At 59.2% G+C, this 20248-nt stretch carries 20 protein-coding genes; 5 read left to right on the top strand and 15 right to left on the bottom strand.

What is annotated here, in order from left to right; genetic code table 11:
• Positions 1 to 151 precede the first annotated feature (151 nt).
• Positions 152 to 751: an NAD(P)H:quinone oxidoreductase gene (wrbA, locus tag C7H10_RS09500; RefSeq protein WP_106694672.1), complete on the top strand. Its 600-nt coding sequence runs from the start codon at positions 152 to 154 to the stop codon at positions 749 to 751.
• An 86-nt stretch (positions 752 to 837) separates the two neighbouring features.
• On the opposite strand, the gene C7H10_RS09505 is transcribed toward wrbA, so the two are convergent.
• From C7H10_RS09505 to C7H10_RS09555, 11 genes are all read right to left on the bottom strand, one after another.
• On the bottom strand, positions 838 to 2364 hold the full coding sequence (locus C7H10_RS09505) for an OmpP1/FadL family transporter (protein WP_106694673.1): 1527 nt from the start codon (positions 2362 to 2364) through the stop codon (positions 838 to 840).
• A 20-nt stretch (positions 2365 to 2384) separates the two neighbouring features.
• A complete protein-coding gene (locus C7H10_RS09510) occupies positions 2385 to 4883 on the bottom strand; it encodes an Ig-like domain-containing protein (RefSeq protein WP_106694674.1) in 2499 nt (832 codons plus the stop codon).
• Positions 4884 to 5080: 197 nt separating this feature from the next.
• Positions 5081 to 5779 carry a Crp/Fnr family transcriptional regulator gene (locus C7H10_RS09515; RefSeq protein ID WP_106694675.1) on the bottom strand — a complete coding sequence of 233 codons (699 nt, stop codon included), beginning with the start codon at positions 5777 to 5779 and terminating at the stop codon, positions 5081 to 5083.
• A 264-nt stretch (positions 5780 to 6043) separates the two neighbouring features.
• On the bottom strand, positions 6044 to 7549 hold the full coding sequence (locus tag C7H10_RS09520) for a cytochrome D1 domain-containing protein (protein WP_106695145.1): 1506 nt from the start codon (positions 7547 to 7549) through the stop codon (positions 6044 to 6046).
• A gap of 40 nt (positions 7550 to 7589) precedes the next feature.
• Positions 7590 to 8450, bottom strand: a complete 861-nt coding sequence (gene cobA, locus C7H10_RS09525) for a uroporphyrinogen-III C-methyltransferase (RefSeq protein WP_106694676.1) — start codon at positions 8448 to 8450, stop codon at positions 7590 to 7592.
• Positions 8451 to 8460: 10 nt separating this feature from the next.
• Positions 8461 to 9660: a heme d1 biosynthesis radical SAM protein NirJ gene (nirJ, locus tag C7H10_RS09530; RefSeq protein ID WP_106694677.1), complete on the bottom strand. Its 1200-nt coding sequence runs from the start codon at positions 9658 to 9660 to the stop codon at positions 8461 to 8463.
• A gap of 11 nt (positions 9661 to 9671) precedes the next feature.
• The gene (gene ahbB / locus C7H10_RS09535; RefSeq protein ID WP_106694678.1) at positions 9672 to 10178 is read right to left on the bottom strand and encodes a siroheme decarboxylase subunit beta; all 507 of its coding nucleotides are present in this window, start codon (positions 10176 to 10178) and stop codon (positions 9672 to 9674) included.
• Positions 10153 to 10641: an Lrp/AsnC family transcriptional regulator gene (locus C7H10_RS09540; RefSeq protein ID WP_106694679.1), complete on the bottom strand. Its 489-nt coding sequence runs from the start codon at positions 10639 to 10641 to the stop codon at positions 10153 to 10155. Before C7H10_RS09540 ends, ahbB (C7H10_RS09535) begins: the two co-directional genes overlap by 26 nt.
• Positions 10625 to 11161, bottom strand: a complete 537-nt coding sequence (gene ahbB / locus C7H10_RS09545; protein ID WP_106694680.1) for a siroheme decarboxylase subunit beta — start codon at positions 11159 to 11161, stop codon at positions 10625 to 10627. The genes C7H10_RS09540 and ahbB (C7H10_RS09545) overlap by 17 nt, the downstream gene beginning before the upstream one ends.
• The gene (locus C7H10_RS09550; RefSeq protein WP_106694681.1) at positions 11158 to 11622 is read right to left on the bottom strand and encodes an AsnC family transcriptional regulator; all 465 of its coding nucleotides are present in this window, start codon (positions 11620 to 11622) and stop codon (positions 11158 to 11160) included. The genes ahbB (C7H10_RS09545) and C7H10_RS09550 overlap by 4 nt, the downstream gene beginning before the upstream one ends.
• 29 nt (positions 11623 to 11651) lie before the next feature.
• Complete coding sequence (locus C7H10_RS09555; RefSeq protein WP_106694682.1) at positions 11652 to 13379, bottom strand: nitrite reductase; 1728 nt, start codon at positions 13377 to 13379, stop codon at positions 11652 to 11654.
• Between the two features lie 216 nt (positions 13380 to 13595).
• Here C7H10_RS09555 and C7H10_RS09560 point away from each other — a divergent pair, with 216 nt between their 5' ends.
• The 4 genes from C7H10_RS09560 to C7H10_RS09575 are packed head-to-tail and all read left to right on the top strand — an operon-like array spanning position 13596 to position 16345.
• Complete coding sequence (locus tag C7H10_RS09560; protein WP_228263751.1) at positions 13596 to 13934, top strand: c-type cytochrome; 339 nt, start codon at positions 13596 to 13598, stop codon at positions 13932 to 13934.
• A 43-nt stretch (positions 13935 to 13977) separates the two neighbouring features.
• Complete coding sequence (locus tag C7H10_RS09565; protein ID WP_106694683.1) at positions 13978 to 15180, top strand: cytochrome D1 domain-containing protein; 1203 nt, start codon at positions 13978 to 13980, stop codon at positions 15178 to 15180.
• A gap of 36 nt (positions 15181 to 15216) precedes the next feature.
• Positions 15217 to 15999, top strand: coding sequence for a CbbQ/NirQ/NorQ/GpvN family protein (locus C7H10_RS09570; protein ID WP_106694684.1), 783 nt, complete (start codon positions 15217 to 15219; stop codon positions 15997 to 15999).
• Complete coding sequence (locus C7H10_RS09575) at positions 15971 to 16345, top strand: hypothetical protein (RefSeq protein ID WP_072676393.1); 375 nt, start codon at positions 15971 to 15973, stop codon at positions 16343 to 16345. The genes C7H10_RS09570 and C7H10_RS09575 overlap by 29 nt, the downstream gene beginning before the upstream one ends.
• Positions 16346 to 16561: 216 nt before the next feature.
• Here C7H10_RS09575 and C7H10_RS09580 read toward each other — a convergent pair whose 3' ends face one another.
• Genes C7H10_RS09580 through C7H10_RS09595 form a run of 4 tightly spaced genes read right to left on the bottom strand, consistent with a single transcriptional unit; the run spans position 16562 to position 20188 of the window.
• Positions 16562 to 16801, bottom strand: coding sequence for a cytochrome C oxidase subunit IV family protein (locus C7H10_RS09580; RefSeq protein WP_106694685.1), 240 nt, complete (start codon positions 16799 to 16801; stop codon positions 16562 to 16564).
• 12 nt (positions 16802 to 16813) lie between these two features.
• Entirely contained in the window at positions 16814 to 17389 is a 576-nt protein-coding gene (locus tag C7H10_RS09585) for a cytochrome c oxidase subunit 3 (protein WP_106694686.1), read from the bottom strand.
• A gap of 11 nt (positions 17390 to 17400) precedes the next feature.
• The gene (locus C7H10_RS09590; protein WP_106694687.1) at positions 17401 to 19224 is read right to left on the bottom strand and encodes a nitric oxide reductase activation protein NorD; all 1824 of its coding nucleotides are present in this window, start codon (positions 19222 to 19224) and stop codon (positions 17401 to 17403) included.
• Between the two features lie 13 nt (positions 19225 to 19237).
• The gene (locus C7H10_RS09595; protein WP_106694688.1) at positions 19238 to 20188 is read right to left on the bottom strand and encodes a 4Fe-4S binding protein; all 951 of its coding nucleotides are present in this window, start codon (positions 20186 to 20188) and stop codon (positions 19238 to 19240) included.
• Positions 20189 to 20248 lie beyond the last annotated feature (60 nt).

A 20248-nucleotide genomic window follows, 5' to 3' on the forward strand; every position in this document is an offset into this window, starting at 1 on the left:
GCTCAGCGTACACGTGTACGCAAATAAATGCTATGAACATCCTGTGACCATGTTCAGAAAAACTGAATGACCTGTCGGAAATCTTCCGTTTTCACCATTTGCCCCGGCCCGTTACGCTGTGATCATTCATAGCGAACAAGGAGATTATCCGATGGCAAAAGTACTGGTTCTTTATTATTCAATGTATGGTCACATGGAAACCATGGCAAACACCGTGGCTGAGGGTGCAAAAAGCGTTTCAGGTGCTGATGTGGTGGTAAAGCGGGTGCCGGAGACCATGGCAGACCAGGCGTTCCTGAACGCCGGCGGCAAGGCCGATCAGGCAGCCCCGGTGGCCACTCCGACCGAGCTGGCGGACTATGACGCGATCATTTTTGGCACCCCGACCCGGTTCGGCAATATGGCCGGTCAGATGCGCACCTTCCTGGACCAGACCGGCGGCTTGTGGGCCGAAGGCAAGCTGCACGGCAAAGTGGCGAGTGTGTTTACCTCAACCGGCACCGGTGGCGGGCAGGAGCACACGATCAGCTCCTTCTGGACCACGCTGGCGCACCACGGCATGGTGATCGTGCCGCTGGGTTACGGCATTCCCGACTTTTTCGATATCTCCGAAGTCAATGGCGGCACGCCCTATGGCGCCTCCACCATTGCTGGTGGTGATGGTTCACGCCAGCCCAGTGAAAAAGAACTCAACATTGCCCGCTATCAGGGCAAGCATGTGGCGGAGCTGGCAGTAAAGCTGCGTGGCTGATTAACGGATTTGTGATTCGTTAAACGCGAACAAGGGCAGGGGGTGACCTCTGCCCTTGTTGTTTCTGGCGTTTTTTTGCGGCGCGATCAGAACCGATAGTTCACTTGGGCCGCCAGGTTGTGCAGTGTGCCTTCACTGGTGCCGATAGCCCGATGATTGCTGCCCGCCGGGTTCTCCACCGCGGTTACATCACCCTCAGTGATTCGAATCCAGGAGTAGGCCAGATCAACCGACAGGTTGTCCCACCACTGATAGCTGGCCCCCAGGCCGACGATGTAGCGGTCGTTATCCGGTCCCCTCGGGGTGCGGAAATCCGAGTTGCGCAGGGGGCTCTGGTCAAAGCTGGCGCCGGTCCTGAGGGTCAGGCGGTCATCCCAGGCATAGCTTGCACCAACGCCGAAACGGTAACTGTCCTCAAATTCCAGAGGCTGAACCAGATCTCGCCGGCGCACATCGTCACCGCTTTCGGTAATGTCTGAGCCACCCCGGGCAGAGGTGTCTACGTACGATAAACGCAGTTCGTCATACACACTCCAGTTGGTGTAGGTGACGCTGCCCATTACCGCAATTCGATCGGTCCACTGATGGAAGGCGCTCAGCGTCAGTACATCGGGCAGGGTGATGGTGGATTCCAGGTCGCCGCCCAGGGCGCCACGCTCATCGAACGCGGAGGCAACGGCATCCCGGGCATCCTCCTCGGTGATGTTGGCGAAGCCCTGAACCGTCTGTACCAGGCGTTCCCGGAACTCCGGGTCAAACACTTCTTTACGCGTGGCCTGGCCGGTGGCCACGTGCTCGGTGCGGCTGCGGTAATTCAGCCCGAAGCGGGTCCGGTCGCTGTATTCCCACAACAGGCCAAAGCTCAGGCCGAAGGCCATGCTGTCGATTTCAATGTCGTTCTCGATATCGAACTGGGAGCCAATGCGGGCGACGGCATCTTCCGCCGTGGCGCGGGCCGCGGCTTCGCCTTCCTGTTCCCGAACCCGATCCACCAGGGCTTCCGCTACCAGATAACCGGTATCAATCTGGTTGGTGAGTTTTGCGTCGTACATCTGGATGAAACCACCAAAACCAACCGTCACCGTGTCGGTAGCGCGGAACGCGAACACTGGATTGATGTTCACCGTAGTCTGGGAGGTTTCCTCGGAGTGATAGCGCCCAGCCCAACCTGCGGGGAAATCACTGCCCGAGGCGAAGGGTGCATAGATGCCGACGCCCACAGCAGCATCGTCACTGATCCGGTGCGCCAGGTACAGGTGGGGCGCGATGGAGACTTCCTTACTGGTGGCGTTGCCCGGACCACTGACCGGTGTTGGATCCAGGCCGTAGGGCAGCTCGATTTTTTCCCGCTGCACGCGCACGTTGTAGTTCAGGTCAGCGTAGATGGCGCTGACGCCCAGACTGGTCTGGGTGCCGCTCAAGCGCAGCAGGCCTGCGGGGTTGTGGGCAACCACCGAAGCGTCTTCCAGCAGGGCCGCAGTGCCGGCAAAGGCATGGCCTGTTTCCTTGGTGCCGTGCTGGGTCAGCTCCAGACCGGCGCCGTGTGCAGTCGATGAAGCAGCCATGATGGCTACGGGCAGCCATGCCCGCAGCGGAGTGTTTGCAGAAAACATAATACTGTCCTGTTAACGGGTCACAGACGAACGTCGATAAATTCTTCGATAACGGTGAGTTCAGATGGGGTGCTGAAGAAATCCGCCACCTGCATCTGCATTTCAAAGTGGACTTCCTCTCCGTTTGGCAGCGCCACGGTGGCATCGGGTTCATCGCTGCGAGGGTCGTCTACCAGGGTGTCTGGCAACAGTGGCGAGGAGTGAGCGCCGAAACGGAAAGGCACGGCAATTTGCAGATCCGGCGGCGTGGTGCCGTCGCTCCGGGTTGATGGGGTAACCTTGCCATTATTCAGGTTGCCCTGGCGGACGAACTCCAGCCCCATGGCATTGGCCAGGGGGGTGCTGCCGGCAAGCGGTGCGTTCTGGCCAACCGATGGTGGCAACACCAGGTCAGACGGGCTGGCCTCGCTGCCATCATTGCCGACTACCTGCGAGAGATATACCGGGCGGGCGAAACTCTCTCCATTGGCATCCACCGGGTTGGCGATGGCCTGTGCGTGATTGAGCGGGTCCACCGAATCAATGGCGGCCTGCACCACCGCAAAGAATCGGAAGTAGTCCTCGGTGCCCGGAAACACGCCGGATTCCGCCAAGCCTGAAGCCAGTTGTGGCCCGATGGTGTCAGAGGCCGCCAGGGTCTCCATGATGCCGCCGGTGGGGGTCAACATGGCAACGGAACGAATGTCCGGGTCCTGGGCCAGGAAGGGTGCGGCAACGATGTTGCCCACGGAATGGCCGAGGAAGTGGAGTTCGTCGAAGTTGACGTGTTCGAAGAGCTTGATTGAGAAGCGGCTCGAACTGCAGGTTTTGGTCAGCCCGAAATCGTCGAATACACCGTCAGCCGTGCCGCACTGGCTAATTTGATTACTGCGAATGTAATGGACAAGGGAAACCAGATCCAGGCCGCCCTGGCGCAAGGTATCGCGCTGGGTAAGCGGCTGGGATGGATTCAGGAAGTGGGCGCCGGAGCGGTCAATCACACCATCGGCGGTGTCCTCTTCACCACCCGTCAGGTCCAGATAATAAGTGCGCTCGATTTTCAGGGGAATGATGTTTCGCGCCGCGTTTAAGTCAGAGTTAAAGAGTTGGTCGTTGAGATTGGCTGCATGCAGATCCAACCGGCTGTCGCCTTCTGGCAACTGGTTGCGTACCAGACCGTGCAGGGGCATGTCGATGGCAATCACTGCGAAACCTTTGCGGGCCAGCTCGGAGGCAATGGCCAGGGCGTTGGTTCTGTCCTGCTGGATGGCGTGTTGGAATATCACCAGGGGGTAACCACCCTCAGGGCGCGCCGGCACTCCGGACGCGTCTGGGTCTGGTACAGCAAGCACAATAGGAACCGTGTTCCAACCGGATAATTGAGGTACCTGGGCATTCGCTCCATCGGTGAGTCCTCTCGCTTCGTCGGTGTTGCAGCTACCGGCGTCGCAGGTCCACTTTGTCGACAGCACAACGTCGTCTGCGGTTGGGGTGTTGCCCCAGATATCGGTATTTTGGGGCGTTGCGATAAACGAGGGCAGTTTAATCGTGCCCGGGAAGATAATCGCTTTGTCGCCCGGTGCCTTTGGTGCGTCGCGTCCCGGGAGCGAACTGATGGTCAGAAAACAGATCGCGGTTTCACACTTCACGTCACCGTCAATTGGGGCTGGGAAACCGTTGTTTTTGATCGCCTTCGCCAGCTCAAGGAAGGTGTCATCCTGCTGTTGGGTGGTTACACCCCAGCCCAGCAACAGGTCATCCCGGCTTAGATCAAAGCGGCTGTCGGTCACCACCGGAGCAATAGCCGGGTTGGTGGTGCACTGCAACAGGGCTGGGTCGGACCGGTCCGGGCTGTCGCACTGGTCCAGCAGATTGGTGCCTTTGGCAATGGACCATTGCAACGGGCTGCCAACCAACGCGCCGTCAGGGTCCAGCACGCCTTTGGTAATGACGGCGGTATAGCTGGTGCCCTTGTCCAGGGCGCGGGTGGGAACGATCAACAGCTCGCGGGCTTCCGCGTTGAACTGCACATGGTACTCCGCGCCTGGCTCCAGCTCACGGTCTACGGCGGTGGGTTGAACCCGCTCCGGGTAGGTGGTGCTGGTTGTGGTCATCCGGAACACACGAACGGTATCGCCAGCCTGCAGGCTGGCGGCATCTACATCACCGGTGAAGGTGACGCGCCAGGGTGCGATGGTGGAGAAACCATCCAGCTCGTTCAGGCCCTGGACCAGTGCCGCGGAAGAGGCCTCCGGGTCTGCTACCGGGGCGTTGATGGTGCCGTCTTTTGGGGCATTGGCATCTGCCTCAAACAGCAGATTGGTGGGAAACGGCAGAACCTGGTTGGCTGGGTCGAAGGCCACGTTCACTGTGGAAAACGCGCGCCCATCCTGACCTTCGGAACCGTTGCCGGCGCCTGTGGCATCGTTAGAGGTGGCTTCACCTCCTGTGCTCAGGCACCCGGCCAGCATGATGGCAATGGAACTTGCCAGTACTCCTTTTATCGAAGCAACCGGCAGACGACTTGACTGCAACTTCATTGTGCAACACCCCTGTTACGACTTTTCGTATTTGTTTACGGAACGGAACAGGATGTTACGTATGTGGCGGAGAGGTTTATTGGCCTGATCAGCAAAGGGCCGCGTCAGAATGGCATAATTTGCGCGTTGACGGGTCTCAGGCCCTTGGCATGGCGGTCATTGGGCGATTTTGTGCGTGATGTCTCAAATTGGCCGGTTCAAGACTTCGCTGCGGTTTTGAGTCGGGAGAAAGTGGCGGGTACAACACCAAGCCATGAGGCAAGCTGGTTGTCTGGCACCCGCTTGATCAACTCCGGGTACTCATCCACCAGCAGCGCGTAGCGCTCTTTGGCAGACATAGTGTGTTTGCGATATTCCCGCATGCTGGTGAGCTCTGCCATTTCCTCTGTGAGCACCAGGGCAAATCTGGCCCACAATCCGTCGCCGTGGCTCTGAATAGCTGACCGGAAAGCCGCGAAATCGGCAACCCAAACGGTGGCGGGCAGCACGCTGGTAAGGCACAGAGTATTGCGCACGGTGCGGCTGCGCCCGAACACTGGCCAGATCAGGTCGCCTTCGGTGAAGAAGTGATGAATGGCCACTTTGCCGGTCGGGGATTCCCTGAACAGTCGGAGGATGCCGTACTGGATGAGGTACACGTTGGCCCAGGGGCGGTCGTGTTTTTCCAGTGGTGTTTCGGCGTCGATGCGTTTCTGGTGGAACAGGCGGGCCAGGTCGCTGAGGAACAGGGCTTCGGGGGTGTCCTGTTTTTCATTCAGGCAGATCCCGAACGCATGGCTCAGGCCATTTAACAAGGCCACTTCCGCCGGGGCTGCGTCGTAGCGGATTATCTCGTTGGTTTCATCCCCCAGCAAGCAGGGTGCGGAGGCCATGGGTGGCCTGAAACTGCTGTTCATAATCTAACCTTCGCGACATTGGCGTAGGTCAATTATCCTACCATAAAACAAACATCCAAAATGACTTAAATCATTAAGGATATTTGACTGAATCGATAAGCTGTCAGATTTGGAGCAAGCCACAGGTGGGGATCCTCCTCCCGAAACACGCTCCTGCGGCACATCCATGTGGCGCTTGGGCTCCGCCATTCATGGCTCCGCACAGTTTCGGGAGGAGGATCCCCACCTGCGGCCCAAGCATCGCAGTGGTCCCGACATCACTGCTCAGTGGCTGGTCCCTTCTTCGTAATTAATCTTGTTCCACACGTTGTACTTGCCGGAGGGCTTCTTCATGGGAATGCGCTTCTCTTCCTCCAGCGTGTCGGCGTCGTAAACAATGATGGCGCCGTCGTCGTCCCAGATGCTTAGTAGTAGTTTCTCACCATGGCGGTCGAATTCCACGTGGGCGGCGACTTTGCCGGGTTCCGGTTGCAGGGTTTTGACGATTTCCAGGGTTTGTTTGTCGATGATGTGGACCTTGTCGGCGTTGGGGCCGAAGAATACGTCGGCCCAGGCGTAGCGGGAGTTTTCATGGCTGCGCATGAAGAAACCGGGGCCTTCGGTGTCCAGGGTTTTGATCACGTCCCAGGTGTCCATGTCGATGATGGAGATGGCGCCGGCCCGGAAGTGGGGGGTGGCCATTACGCGGCGGCCTTCGTGTTCCCAGGTGATGCCGGAGCCCAGGTGGGGCATGCCCGGTAGTGGCAGTTCGGCGGTCGTTTTACCGGTATTCAGATCGATCACCACGCCGTGTTTGCCGTCGCGGGCGGCGCCGATGAGGTGCTGGTAGCCAGGGTCGAAGAAGAAGTCGTCCAGCAGGGTGTCGGTGGTCATCCGGCGGACTTTGGCCTTGCGGTTTTCAACGGTGATTTCCCACGCTTCCGGAATGTCTTTCAGGGCGGCGATGAAGCTGCCGCGTGGTGGCGCGGTGTAGACGGCGCTGACCCGGGAGGTTTCACCGGCGTCGTTGTCGACGGGGATGAGATCCAGCATGTCCAGATTGGCGGCATCAAACAATACCAGGGTGTGAGGAAGGTAGTTGGCGGCCATCACGTAGTTGCCGTCAGCCGAGACAGCGATGTTGCGCATGTTGATGCCGGCGCGGACTTCCGCCACCACTTTCAGGTTGTAGATGTCGTATTTGGTGATCCAGCCATCCCGTGAACCAAAGTACACATAGCGGCCATCCGGGCTGTATTTGGGGCCGCCGTGCAAGGCAAAGCGGCTGGGGAAGCGGTGAATCGGTTCCATGCTGTCGCCATCCAGCAGGGTGACGTGGTGGTCGCCGATTTCTACTACCAGGAACAGGTTCATCAGGTCGGCTTCGAATACCGGGTCGTCGGGTAAGGCGCCTTCAGGGTGGATAACCTCCCGGCTATTGCGGATTTCGGCTTCGCCCCATTTCAGTGGGTGTGTTGGCGCCTGGTACATGAACTCAGTCAGTGCCGAGATCTGCGGGTCAGTCAGGATACTTTCGTAACCGATCATCTGGGTGGCGGGCCGACCTTTGCGGATGACTTTTTCGGCGTCTGCCTTTTTCAGCCGGGACAGATTATCCGGCAACAGGGCCGGGCCCATGCCACCCAAGCGGTCGGTGCCATGGCAGGCGGCGCAGTGCTGCAGGTACAGGGTGTCTGTATCCAAGGTTTCGCTGGCCGCCGGGCCTGCTATCAGTGCGGTGGCAATCACCAGTGCTTTGGTCAGTTGAATGCGCGCTTTGTTGAGGTTCACCAGCAACGGCTCCCGGTCCAGATTGTTCAGAATAAGGTGTTCAGGCCGGCCGACGGGCGACGGTTGCCGCCGGGCCGGTCAGGGCGCTGTTCCAGCCGGCTTGTGCCGGGCGGGCCAGTTTTTCCGCCAGCTGTACCACTTCCCCTACGATAATCAGCGTGGGTGGTTGGAAGTCTTCCCGGGCAATGGTCTCCACCAGGTTGTCCAGGGTGGTGACGGTCATGTGCTGAAGCGGAGTCGTACCCCGTTCTACCAGGGCCACCGGGCACTGCCCGGACAGGCCGTGGGCGGTCAGTTCCCGGACAATGGTGGGGGCGTTGTGCAACCCCATGTAAAACACCCGGGTTTGGCCCGGCGCAGCCAGTACCTGCCAGTTGAGCTCCAGGCTATGGTCGGCCTTGCGGTGGCCAGTGACAAAGGTCACGCTCTGGGAATAGTCCCGGTGGGTCAGGGGGATGCCACAGTAAGAGGCGCAACCAGCGGCAGAGGTAATGCCGGGCACAACCTGGAAGTCGATGTCGTTCTCCACCAGGAACTCGGCCTCTTCGCCCCCGCGGCCGAAGATGTAGGGGTCGCCACCTTTCAGGCGAACCACCCGGCGCTGTTTCATGGCCAGTTGTACCAGCAGTTCGTTGGTTTCTTCCTGGGGCACGTAGTGGCAACCACTGGCCTTGCCCACATGGATGCGTTCGGCCCGGGGGTTGACCAGTTCCATGATCTGGGGTGAGACCAGCCGGTCGTAGACGATGGCATCTGCCTGTTGGATCAGCATCAGGGCCCGCAGGGTCAGCAGTCCCGGATCACCGGGGCCGGCGCCGACAATGGCCACTTCGCCCGCCCGCAAGGGTTGTTCCGCCAGCTGGAATTCCACCAGGCATTTTTTCCGTGGATGTGTGTTCATGGCGTGTTCCTTACAGGTTGTGAACCGGGATTTCGACAATCGGGGCGGCCACTCTTCGTGGCAGGTCTCCAACCACACCAATTTCGTCATTGGTGAGGTAGCAGCCGGGGTCTTCTTCCCAGAAGTCGCCGGACACGTTATAGGCCCGTACCCGGGTGTTACCGTTGCAGATGTTCAGGTATTTGCAGTCTGCGCAGCGGCCCTTCACCGGGCGCGGGTGCTGGCGGAAGCCTTGCATCAGCGGGTCGGTGGTTTCAGACCAGATTTTTGAGAACGGGGTCTGGCGCACGTTGCCCAGGTTGTGGTCCCACCAGAAGGTGTCCGGGTGTACCACGCCCAGGTTGTCGATATTGGAAATGTTCACGCCGGAGGAGTTACCACCCCAGTTGGTCAGCCGCTGAGTGAGGGCGCCTACCTGGTCCGGGTAGTGTTCCTTGGCCCACTCGATCAGGAAGGGACCGTCGGCGTCGTTGTTGCCGGTGACGTATTCCCGCTCGATGCCGCGCTTGAGTTCGTCGTGGCAGTGGTTGAACAGCAGGTTCATGGCGTCGCGGGTCATGTCGTACCAGGCGTCGCGCTTCTTGTTGCGGCCGCCGCGGCCGGAGTAGTTCAGGTGCGACAGGTAGAATTTGTCGATCTGGTGCTCGTCGAGCATCTCCAGCATGGCCGGCAGTTCCGGGTAGTTGTCCTGGGTCAGGGTGAAGCGCAGGCCTACCTTGATGCCAGCCTGCTTGCACAGGGCCACGGCGTTCATGGATTCCCTGAAGGCACCCTTTTTCTGGCGGAATTCGTCGTGGGTGGCCTCCAGACCATCGATGCTGATGCCCACATAGTCGAAACCCACGTCTTTGATCTTGCCAATGTTGTCTTCGGTAATCAGGGTGCCGTTGGTGGACAAGCCTACATAGAACCCCATGTCCTTTGCGCGGTGGGAGATGTCGAAAATATCCGGGCGCATCAGGGGCTCACCGCCAGAGAGAATCAGCACGGGCACCCCAAACGCTTTGAGGTCGTCCATCACGGCGTAGACTTCCCGGGTGCTAAGCTCGCCCTTGAAATCGATATCGGCAGAGATCGAGTAGCAGTGTTTGCAGGTGAGGTTACAGCGGCGGATCAGGTTCCAGATCACCACCGGGCCACTGGGCTTGGGCAGTGTGCGCACCGGTGCCGGGTTCATCAGACTCTTGATATAGCGGGTCATGCGAAACATGGTGTTGCTCCCTATTTCCTCAGCCGCAATCCGGTTTTTTTCAGGATGGCGGAGCTGTAGAGAATGGTGTGGCCCGAACAGCTTGCCCCGAGTAGTTCCCGAATCTGCTGTGCCTTGTTTTCCACTTCATCCCGGCTGGTGCCGTGAACCATGGCAAACAGGTTATAGCTCCAGTAAGGCAGGTGCCTGGGGCGCCGGTAGCAGTGGCTGACAAACGGCAACTCGCCCACTTTCTTACCGAGTTCAGTGATGGCCTCGTCGCGGACATCCGATACGGTCATGCCGTTGAAACGGTATCCGAGTTTGTAATGGTCTGGCACAGCTGCCACCCGGCGAATAATTCCGGTTTCCTGCATACGCTGGAATCGGGCAAGCACTTCGTCGGCGGGCATAGCGAGCTGGTGCCCGAGTTCGGCCCAGGGGTCGGGCACCAGAGGCAGCCCGCCCTGGGTGGCGAGGATCAGTTCCCGATCCCGGTCACAGAGTTGGTGATCAGATCGGGAAGTGGAGGTGGACATGGAATTCCTGCTCCTTGGGCATGTTGTAAACCGGGTAGCCGGTGAGGTCTTCAATCTGGCTGATGATGTCGGCAATCGCTTCCGGAGTTTCGGTGGCCAGTACAAACCATATATTCAGCTGATGCTCCCGGCGGTAGTTGTGGGCCACTTCGTCAAAGCGGTTTACCTGCTCCGTTACCCGTTCAAAGTCCTGTTCGGGAATGCGCATGGCGGCGAGGGTCAGGCCGCCCCCCATTTCGCCGGCGTGGAACATGGGGCCAAAGCGGGTCAGGGTGCCGTTGGCGAGCAGAGCCTTGAGGTGGTCCAGCAAGTCCTGTTCGGTGATGCCGATTTCCTCGGCCACATCTTTATAGGGCGTTCTGGTTAACGGCAGCCCTGTTTGCAGGCGGTTGATGATTGCCCGCTCGACCGGTGTGAAATCCGAGGCTTCGATACGGCTGCGTTGCTCAGCGGTCGCTGACATAGCGTCCTCCGCGCTGGAGGTAGGCTTTGTTGCTGAACAGCACGGCATGGGGGATGCCTTCCAGCCCGTGCTCGAGAACAAGCTGTTCGAGCTGGCTTTGAACTCGGTTTCGGTCAATGCCGTGAATCATGCAAAACAGGTTGTAGGGCCAGTCTGGCAGGCGCCGTGGGCGCTGATAGCACAGGGTAACGACCGGTGAGGCGGCCAGGGCTTTGCCCAGTTCGGATACCCGTTCGTCTGATACATTCCAGACGGCCATGGCATTGGCGCGGTACCCCAGGGTGCGGTGTTTCACTACAAGGCCAAGGCGTTTGATCAGTCCTTGTTGCTGCCATTGGCTGACGGCCAGCATAACTTGCTGTTCGGTCAGGCCGGTGCGCTCGGCCAGGGTCAGGTAAGGCCTTGGGGTCAGTGGCAGACCGTTTTCCAGTTGCTCCCGGAGCCGGAGTAAGCCCCAAGCGCTGATGGACTGGGTGTCAAACAGGTAGTTCTGATCCTGGCGGGTGGCGGGCAGATTCATGGCAGCGCCTCCCAGTCGATATCGAAGCCAAGATCAATGTGATAACCCTCAACCATTGGAAGTCTTAGCATGGGTAGCTTCAAATGGTGTTCCAGTTCGTCCAGACGCTCTTCCAGAATGTCGCCATTGGGTGCTGTCATCACGAACCAGAGATTGTAGGTGTGCTCCCGGGCATAGTTGTGGTTTACCCCCGGGGCACGGTTGATCCGGGCGGCCACCAGATCCATCTGTTCATCGGGTGCCGCCACGGCAGCCAGCAGGCTGGCGCCCGCCTGGCTGTGCTCGAACACCGGTCCAACCCGGCTGAGTATCTGCTGTTCCTGCAGGGCAGACAGTCTTTCGATAACCTCTTCTTCAGTCAGGCCCAGTGCTCGGGCCATGTCCTCGTAGGGGCGTTCACTGACGGGCAGGTCACGCTGGTACCTGTCGATCAGTTGTCTGTCTGCCATGTCCAGTCTCATCAGATAGCTCCTCCGGGCCGGGGCCGGGATCAGTACACGTCGTGCTGCGTGTTGTAGACGTTGAACTTGCCAGTCGGGGTGACCAGGCGCTCGTCGTCGATGACTTTCTTCAGCTTGCGGGTCTTGTCATCCACCACCACGATGGCGGATTTCTTGTCCTGGGTATTCCAGACAGAGAACCACACCTCGTCACCCTTCACGTTGTACTCAGGCTGAACCACCCGCTTTGGTCCTTCACCCAGATTTGCCCATTCGGCAATGGGCAGCACTTCGTAGCCGGCATCAAAGTTGTTGATGTCAAACACCGCCACGCTCTGGCTGATGCTTTCCAGCGGGTGCAGGGCGGTATCTACCCACAGGTTCTTGGACTTGGGATGGGTTTTCACGAACAGGGAACCACCGCCCTGGCCATTGACCGTGCGAACCACTTTCCAGGCTTTGTCTGGATGGTTTTTCGGGTCGGTGCCGATCAGTTGAATGGTCGGGTCACCCAGGTGTGACGTCGCCCAGACAGGGCCATGCTCGGGATCCACGAAGTTGGCGCCGCGGCCCGGGTGAGGGATCTTGCCAACGTCCACGATGGCCTCAAGGTTACGGTCCTGGGCATCCACAACGGCGATCTTGTCGGAGTTGTTGGCGGCGGTCAGGAAGTAACGCATGCTGGCGTCCCAGCCTCCGTCGTGCAGGTACTTGGCTGCATCGATAGAGGTGATGGTCATGTTGTCCAGGTCTTCGTAGTTGGCCAGCAGGATCTTGCCGGTTTCCTTAACGTTGATAATGAACTCCGGATGCGCGTGGGAGGCCACGATAGCGGCAACACGGGGTTCCGGATGGTATTCCTGGTCGCCCACGGTCATCCCCCGGGTGCCCACAATCTTCTTGGGCTCGAGGGTTTCACCGTCCATGATCACGAACTGGGGTGGCCAGTAGGTGCCTGCGATGGCGTATTTGTCTTCCCAGCCCTTGAACTTGGAGGTTTCAACCGAGCGAGCTTCCATACCTACCTTGATCTTGGCGACGGTTTCCGGCTCTTTCATCCACAGGTCGATCATATTCACCAGGGCGTCACGGCCGATCACGAACAGGTAGCGGCCTGAAGCACCCATACGGGAAATGTGTACCGCATAACCGGTCTTGATGATCTTGGCGATTTCATGGGTGTCGCCATCGATCAGGGCAATCTCGCCGGCATCACGCAGGGTCACGCTGAACAGGTTTTCCAGGTTCAGTTTGTTCATCTGCTTGGTGGGGCGTTTCTCGGGCGGGATCACCACCTCCCAGGTGGCTTTCATATCGGCCAGACCGAACTCCGGGGGCTGCGGAGGCTCATGCATGATGTACTTGGCCATCAGCTCCACGGTCTCTTCGTCGAAGTCACCGGAGGTAAGCCAGTTCGGCATGCCAGCTGGGGAGCCGAAGCTGATCAGGGCTTTCAGGTAATCCATGCCCCGTTCCTGGGTGATATCGGTGGTCAGCGGCTTGCCGGTCGCACCCTTACGCAGAACGCCGTGGCAGCCGGCGCAGCGCTCAAAGTAGATCTGCTTTGCGCGGGCGAACTCTTCGTCGGTCAGGTCAGGCGCGCCAGGGGTGCGGACGACTTTGGCAGACGCGGCATCGATTGAGCTTGGGGTGCCTTCGTAGGCTACGGCGGATTCATCAACATTCTTGTGTGGCTGAGCCTGCGCCGTCATCACGCCCATAGACGTAATGGCCACGGCAAAGGCCAGAGGTTTGATCATCATGTCGGTCACTCTCATCAGGTTCTCTCCTTGGTATTCAAGAGTGCTTACTAGGTTTCTCCTGTTGGTGTTTCTGAACATTGATTAATGTCACGGGGTTACATCTTTTCAAGAGAGTACCCCTAGGTGGGTATGCCCAAAGATCTCTGGCCTGGAAGTAAAAATTTAATCAATATCAAGGTTAAGAAGTTGGGTGTTCCTCAGCATGGAATCTCAGGCAGGGGAGGCGGTGAAATGAGTATCTTGTGGCCATCAAAGGCGAAGCGCTCAGTGCTCGTGATGTTTATGACTTCAGCGCTACCCGTGCTTGCCGGGCAGCCGGCAGAACAGGAAGTGCTAGCCAATTTTGTGATTCAGGATTGCGGTTCCTGCCACGGCCTGACAATGCGTGGAGGCCTGGGGCCACCATTGCGCCCGGACGATCTGGCCATGCTGCCAGAAGCCGCGATTGCAGCCATCATCCGAGAAGGGGTACCCGGTACGGCTATGCCACCGTGGAAGGCCCTGCTAACGGATGACGAGATTGACTGGATCAGCGAGCAGCTGAAGTCCGGTGCTTTACTGAGTGACTGACGAAGCGCGAAACCGCCCCTTCGTCACTAACCAAGGAACTGCCATGAAAGCATTGTTTCGTTTAGCGCTCCCGCTGCTGATGTTGGCCTTGCTGACGGGCTGCCAGTCTGCGGCCTCCACACCGGCTGACAATCTGCGGGGCACTGGTGACCTGGGCCTGATCATTGAGCGTGCCACTGGTTCCGTGCTGGTCATTGATCATTCGGAATATGAGATTCTCGGCCGGGTTGAGGGGCTGGGTGATTTGTCCCATGCCTCGGTGGTGTATTCCCGTGATGCCCGCTATGGCTATGTGTTCGGTCGCGATGGTGGGCTCACCAAGGTCGACCTGCTGACCCAGACCATCGCCAACCGGGTGATCCAGTCTGGCAACAGCATCGGCGGCGCCATTTCCCAGGATGGCCGTTATGTGGCGGTGTCCAATTACGAGCCTGGTGGCGTGAACATCTTTGACAGTCGCACCCTGGAAAACGTGCTGATGCTGCCGGCAACCTACACCAATGCCAGCGGAGAGCAGGCCCAGTCCAAAACCGTAGGGTTGGTGGACGCACCGGGCAATCAGTTCGTTTTCAGTCTGTTTGAAGCCGGCGAAATCTGGACGGTGGATATGGTGTCACAACCCCCGGCAGTGTCTCGCCACCCGGCCGGTAAGCAGCCCTACGATGCCTTGATCACCCCGGATGGCCGTTACTACATTGCCGGCCTGTTTGGTGAAGACGGCTTGTCCATGATGGACCTGTGGGCACCGGAGAACGGTGTGCAAAGCATTCTGCCGGATTACGGCAAGGGCGAGCAGCGCCTGCCGGTATACAAGATGCCTCACCTGGAAGGCTGGGCCATCGCCGATGGCCATGCGTTTGTGCCGGCGGTTGGTCGCCATGAAGTGCTGGTGGCGACGATGGATGACTGGAGCATGGTGCAGCGCATACCGGTACAAGGACAGCCCGTGTTTGTGATGGCCAGCCCGGACAACCGGCAGATCTGGGTCAGCTTCGCCCATCCGAATAATGACGTGGTGCAGGTCATTGACTCCCGCACAAGGGAGATCATCCGGGATCTCGAGCCGGGCAAGTCTGTGCTGCATATGGAATTCACACCCCGCGGTGAAGAGGTCTGGGTGTCGTCCCGGGACAGCGATCGGATAACCGTCTACAGCACCCGCACGCTGGAGGCCGTTGCCACCCTGCCGGCCCGCAAGCCGTCGGGTATTTTCTTTACCAGTCGGGCCCATGCGCTGGGGCTTTGATTCTCCCGAATCCACGCAAGAAAAGGATAGTGCTCCATGACTTTCTACCAGCCAGTAGGCAATGAAGTGGAACTGTTCAGCGCCGCAGCCGATAACGGCTTACCGGTTTTGATTAAAGGCCCGACGGGCTGCGGTAAAACACGCTTTGTCCGTTACATGGCCGAAAAACTGGGCCGGCCGGTGTACACCGTCGCTTGCCATGACGACCTGACCGCCTCGGACCTGGTGGGCCGACATCTGATTGGCCCGGACGGCACCTACTGGCAGGACGGCCCCCTGACCCGGGCGGTGCGTGAAGGTGGCATCTGCTACCTTGATGAAGTGGTGGAGGCCCGAAAAGACACCACCGTGGTGTTGCACCCGCTGGCCGATGATCGCCGGGAACTGCCCATCGAACGCACCGGCGAACTGCTGCAGGCGGCGCCCGGATTCATGCTGGTGGTGTCCTACAACCCGGGCTACCAGAGCCTGCTCAAGGGTATGAAGCCGAGCACCCGGCAGCGGTTTGTGTCCATGAGTTTTGATTATCCGAAGCCGGAGACTGAGCAGACGATTGTGCAGGAAGAGGCCGGCTGTGACGCTGATCTGGCGAAGCAGCTGGTGAGCCTGGCGGCTTCTTTGCGCAAGCTGAAAGACCACGACCTGGAGGAGGCGGCGTCGACCCGGTTGTTGATTCACACTGCCTATCTGATCCGCTCCGGCGTGCCGGCTGTTGAAGCCTGCCGCGCTGGTCTTATCGAGCCGTTGTCGGACGACGCGGTGACTGTCAATGCACTCATGGAGGTGGTGTATGCCTTATTCGGCCAGTCAGAAGAGTGAAACCCCGGGGGCGGTGGCCCCGGTGATCTGGTACCTGCTGAATTTGCTGGCGTTGCCGGTGATTGGTTTTCTAGTGTTGCTTTCGATTGCGATGAAGTCTGGAGACGATAATCCGATACGCCGGGCCCACAGCAAGGCGGGTGTCTATATGTCCATACTGGGCGCCGTGCTGATCAGCTCTGGCGTCCTGATTGCCTGGCTGATACACGGCAATACCGGCAGCTTCTGGACCTTCGCCATCGTCTGGGCCATCGTTCTTCACACATCGTTTGTACTTTGGGGGATGATTGCTTTGGCGCAGGCTATTGGTGATAAGCCGCCTTATTTTCCACGGCGCCTGTTGTGAGATTCTGATTTATGCGGTGGGCCATGCTGGGTAGGGCTTTCCAAAACACGCTGTGAATACATCCGTGTACGCTCTGCTCCGCCATCCATGGCTCCGCAAGGTTTTGGAAAGCCCTACCCAGCCCGGCCTTCGGACTGCGTCAGGGAGTTCCGCGTACTCACAGCGTGTTTTGGAAAGCCTCCCCCACCGGCCTGTGGCTTACTCAACATAGGTAATTCAGGCAACAAAATGAATCCCCGCAAGCACCGCAACAACCACAACCGCCCAGCCCTGCGACGCCAATCGCCAGCCGAAGGGTGCGTGTTTCATTTCCATAAAGTGATCGACCAGTAACAGCGCTTTAACCAGCACCAGCACAAACACCAGCCAGATAAGACCCGTGATATCCGCCCCCATCTGCATGGCAATCACCGGTGCCATGGTGCAAAGCATCAGAATGATGTAAACCGCGAACATGGTTTGGTCTCCTTACGCCAACACGTACAACATGGGGAACAGCACCAGCCAAACCAGGTCGACCATGTGCCAGTAGGAGGCGCCGGATTCCATGCCGTTCATGTCGTCGCCGTTGTATTCTCCCTTTTTTACTTTCACCGCCAATACCACCAGGACGATCTGGCCCAGAACCACGTGCATGAAGTGGAAGAAGGTGAGGAAGAAATAGAACATGAAAAACGTGTCGGTGCCCAGGTTGTAGCCGTTGCTGTACAAGTCGGCATACTCCCAGAGTTTGCCGAAGGTGTAGACACAGGAGGCGGCGATGCCGGCCCACAGCAGCCCGGTTACGCCGGGTTTGCGGTCTCGCAGACGATGAACGGACAGGGCCACCAGGTAGCTGGCGGTGATCAGGCCGATGGTGTTGATCAGGCCGGTCCAGGGGTGCAGGGCTTCTTTGCCGGCGGCGAAGGTGGCCGGGTCGAGGCTGCGGGCGACGCCGTAGCCGATGAACAGAATGCCGAACACGGCCAGTTCCGCGAAGATGAAGAACCACACGGCGAGGTCGCCGGGCAGGTGCGGTGATCGGGCGGCCTGACTGTCAGCCATCACATCCTCCGTTATCGGGTCAGGTTCAGGTACAGCTTGGGCAGCTGTGCGGGCAGTTGGGTCGGGTCTTTGATGACCACGTAGTTGGTGCTGCCGAACACGTAGGGCAGGTACTCGTTGGCCTCTTCGTCAATGGTGACGCAGAACGGGGTCAGGCCGGCTTTGTGGGCTTCCTGTACGGCCATTCGGGTGTCTTCCACGCCATATCGACCTTCGTACAGGTCCAGGTCGTTGGGTTTACCGTCGGTCAGCAACAGCAGGATCTTCTGGTGTTCTGGTCTTGCCTGCAGCAGTTTGGTGGACTGGCGGATAGCGGCACCCATTCGGGTGTAATAACCCGGCTCCAGGGCCTGTATGCGGCCCCGGCTGGTGTCGTTGTAGGGTTCATCAAAGCTTTTGATGTGATGGAAGCGGATGTGGTCCCGTCGCCGTGAGGAGAACGCAAACAGTGCAAAAGGATCACGGCTGGCGGTGAGGGCTTCGCTGAGTAATTGCAGGCCATCCCGGGCGATGTCGATCACCCGTTGATTGTTGTTGATGTAGGTGTCGGTCGACAGGGATATGTCGGCCAGTACCAGGCACGCGAGGTCGCGCTGGTTCTGTTTGCACTGGCGGAACAGCTTCTGGTCCATGTCGCCGGCCCCGCGCCGTTGCTGGACCACCCGCTCCAGGCAGGCATCCAGATCCAGCTCTTCGCCTTCCCGTTGCCGTCGCTCCCATTGCCGCAGGGGTTTCAGGGCGCTGAACTGGCGGCGCAGGGTTTGCGCCGGGTTTTTCAGACGCTCCGGCAGGGGTGAGGGCACCGCTTCTCTGCTTAGCATGGGTTGCAGACAGCAGAATTTTTCCCGGAAACCCTGACGGCGCCAGTCCCACTCGGGCAGGTGGATGCCCGGGCCAAGGAACAGATCGTCGTTTTCTTCCGAGGGCAGGTCCAGGTCAAATTTGATGGCGGATGAGGCTTCCCGGCGGTCCATGGAGATGGAAATCATGTCCATGTCATCGGCCACGGACTCCGCATCGTCTTCCTCGCTGTCGTCCCCGGCACGGTCCACGGGTATGAACTCGGACCAGGAGAACAGGCTTTCAAGCCGGAACAGCATGATGCCCTGGTCTTTATCAAAGGCATCCACCCGTTCGGCCCGGCGGCGCTTGCGTTTCTTGGCCAGGCCACCGGATTTGGACTGGGTGTTGTCGTCGCCAATGATCTGGCCTTTCAGTTTGCCGCGCCCCAGTATCGGGTACAGCCAAAGCACCACCGGCCAGGGGTCGGTGAGGGCCTCGGGCAGGTCGGTCACGCTGCCGGGGTGAATCAGCGCCTGGCGAATAGCGTTTTCACGCTCCGCTTCGTTGCCCCGGAGTGTGTCCGGGCGAGGTCGCCAATGCAGGGTGTGGCGAACCAGCCGCTGGTACATGGGTTCCAGCCCCGGCCACTGGCCAAGTAGTTGTTGAACCATGGCCTGGTTGCCCTGCAGCCAGCTGTGGTGATGGATCTCTCCGAGTGAGGCCAGGGCGGCAAGCCACAGGTACAGTTCCCGATTGATCTTTCGGGACGGGAACAGGGCCAGTTGTTCCGGCAGGCGCAGGCTTTCTTCATCCCGCCAGGCCAGTTCAAACTTGCGGTGGGTGCCGGCCAGTTTCTGCACGAATCGTCGGCGAATCTGGAAATGCCGGGGCTCGGCTGTCACCAGGCTCAGGGCCGGGTCGCCGCCCATGGCGCGGAACAGCACGCCCAGGGTGCGTGCTTCGTCTTTCAGGTGCACGGTGTGTTCGGGGAACTCGCCCATGGCCTGGCGGGTTACGTATTCGTGCCACTTTAATCCGACCCACTCTTCCATATCGACTCCTGAATCAGGCGCGGGATTGGCGCGGAGGGGAATGTATCTGGCGTACCGGAATCAGTACGGTTTGTTTGCCAGGGGTTCCGGGCTCCCAGGTCAGCAGGGAACCTTGCGGGTTGTCTTTTTGCACCTCACGGCAGGCGCTCACACATTGCAGGCACTGAGTGCAGGAAAACTTGGCCCGCTTGTGGCTGCGGGTAGGCAGGCGCATGGGGCAGGCTTCATCGCAGGCCTTGGTACAATCCCGGCAGGCGGCGGCCCTTTCGGTATCGAAAGTCACCACCCGCCCTTTGCCGTTGGCCATCCAGGCAATGCTTTGAATCAACCCGAAAGCACAGCCGTATTTGCAGAACAGGTGCCGGGCGAAGAGAAAATCAAAGGTGAAGACGGCGGTGGCAACCGCCAGGAAGATAGCCGGGTACAGGCTTAGTTGGCCGGTTATCAGGCTCAGGTATAAAGGGATCGGCGGTAACAGGTAAGACAGCAGGGCCAAGGCCCAGGAGAAGCCTATGGCTGCGCATACCAGAGTCAGGCCTGCCCAGTGCATTGCCTTACCGGTGTTGCCTTTTTTCAGGGCTTCCCAGAGGGTAGGGCGGCCGGTGATACGCGTCATCAGGTTGTTGATGGTTTCCACCACCGAGAAGTGCGGGCAAAGCCAGCCGCAGTAAATTCGCCCCCATTTCAGGGATATCCAGAGTACCAAGGGGACCAGGGTCAGTATGGGCAGCACAAACCAGAACAGGATCTGACCAGCCACTTCGGCCGGGGTGCTTTGGGCCACCCAATCAAGATTCAGGTTAAACGACAGGGGAAAGCCCAGCAGAATAAACCGGGTTTCGGTCAGATCGTATCGGAAAATATTCAGGGCAGGCGCAAGCAGGAACAGCAGGAAAAAGGCGGCGCGGGTGATCAGCCGCTTCTGCTGCAGGGTGTCTTTGGGATTGACGGTTTGCGCATGCACTTGGGTTGTCCAGGGGTTCGGGGGATATGCCGGGGCCGGAAGGCCCCGGCGATCAGCCTT

It is taken from the genome of Marinobacter shengliensis (assembly GCF_003007715.1).
In the GTDB taxonomy this organism is placed as follows: domain Bacteria; phylum Pseudomonadota; class Gammaproteobacteria; order Pseudomonadales; family Oleiphilaceae; genus Marinobacter; species Marinobacter shengliensis.

What these genes read in the sequence shown, in the direction of transcription:
- C7H10_RS09565 (WP_106694683.1), top strand. Translation starts at nt 13,978, where the DNA reads ATGAAAGCATTGTTTCGTTTAGCGCTCCCGCTGCTGATGTTGGCCTTG.
- C7H10_RS09515 (WP_106694675.1), bottom strand. Translation starts at nt 5,779, where the DNA reads ATGAACAGCAGTTTCAGGCCACCCATGGCCTCCGCACCCTGCTTGCTG.
- ahbB (WP_106694680.1), bottom strand. Translation starts at nt 11,161, where the DNA reads ATGAATCTGCCCGCCACCCGCCAGGATCAGAACTACCTGTTTGACACC.
- cobA (WP_106694676.1), bottom strand. Translation starts at nt 8,450, where the DNA reads ATGAACACACATCCACGGAAAAAATGCCTGGTGGAATTCCAGCTGGCG.
- C7H10_RS09580 (WP_106694685.1), bottom strand. Translation starts at nt 16,801, where the DNA reads ATGTTCGCGGTTTACATCATTCTGATGCTTTGCACCATGGCACCGGTG.
- C7H10_RS09510 (WP_106694674.1), bottom strand. Translation starts at nt 4,883, where the DNA reads ATGAAGTTGCAGTCAAGTCGTCTGCCGGTTGCTTCGATAAAAGGAGTA.
- ahbB (WP_106694678.1), bottom strand. Translation starts at nt 10,178, where the DNA reads ATGTCCACCTCCACTTCCCGATCTGATCACCAACTCTGTGACCGGGAT.
- C7H10_RS09585 (WP_106694686.1), bottom strand. Translation starts at nt 17,389, where the DNA reads ATGGCTGACAGTCAGGCCGCCCGATCACCGCACCTGCCCGGCGACCTC.
- C7H10_RS09560 (WP_228263751.1), top strand. Translation starts at nt 13,596, where the DNA reads ATGAGTATCTTGTGGCCATCAAAGGCGAAGCGCTCAGTGCTCGTGATG.
- nirJ (WP_106694677.1), bottom strand. Translation starts at nt 9,660, where the DNA reads ATGTTTCGCATGACCCGCTATATCAAGAGTCTGATGAACCCGGCACCG.
- C7H10_RS09575 (WP_072676393.1), top strand. Translation starts at nt 15,971, where the DNA reads ATGCCTTATTCGGCCAGTCAGAAGAGTGAAACCCCGGGGGCGGTGGCC.
- C7H10_RS09570 (WP_106694684.1), top strand. Translation starts at nt 15,217, where the DNA reads ATGACTTTCTACCAGCCAGTAGGCAATGAAGTGGAACTGTTCAGCGCC.
- C7H10_RS09590 (WP_106694687.1), bottom strand. Translation starts at nt 19,224, where the DNA reads ATGGAAGAGTGGGTCGGATTAAAGTGGCACGAATACGTAACCCGCCAG.
- wrbA (WP_106694672.1), top strand. Translation starts at nt 152, where the DNA reads ATGGCAAAAGTACTGGTTCTTTATTATTCAATGTATGGTCACATGGAA.
- C7H10_RS09555 (WP_106694682.1), bottom strand. Translation starts at nt 13,379, where the DNA reads ATGAGAGTGACCGACATGATGATCAAACCTCTGGCCTTTGCCGTGGCC.
- C7H10_RS09550 (WP_106694681.1), bottom strand. Translation starts at nt 11,622, where the DNA reads ATGAGACTGGACATGGCAGACAGACAACTGATCGACAGGTACCAGCGT.
- C7H10_RS09540 (WP_106694679.1), bottom strand. Translation starts at nt 10,641, where the DNA reads ATGTCAGCGACCGCTGAGCAACGCAGCCGTATCGAAGCCTCGGATTTC.
- C7H10_RS09505 (WP_106694673.1), bottom strand. Translation starts at nt 2,364, where the DNA reads ATGTTTTCTGCAAACACTCCGCTGCGGGCATGGCTGCCCGTAGCCATC.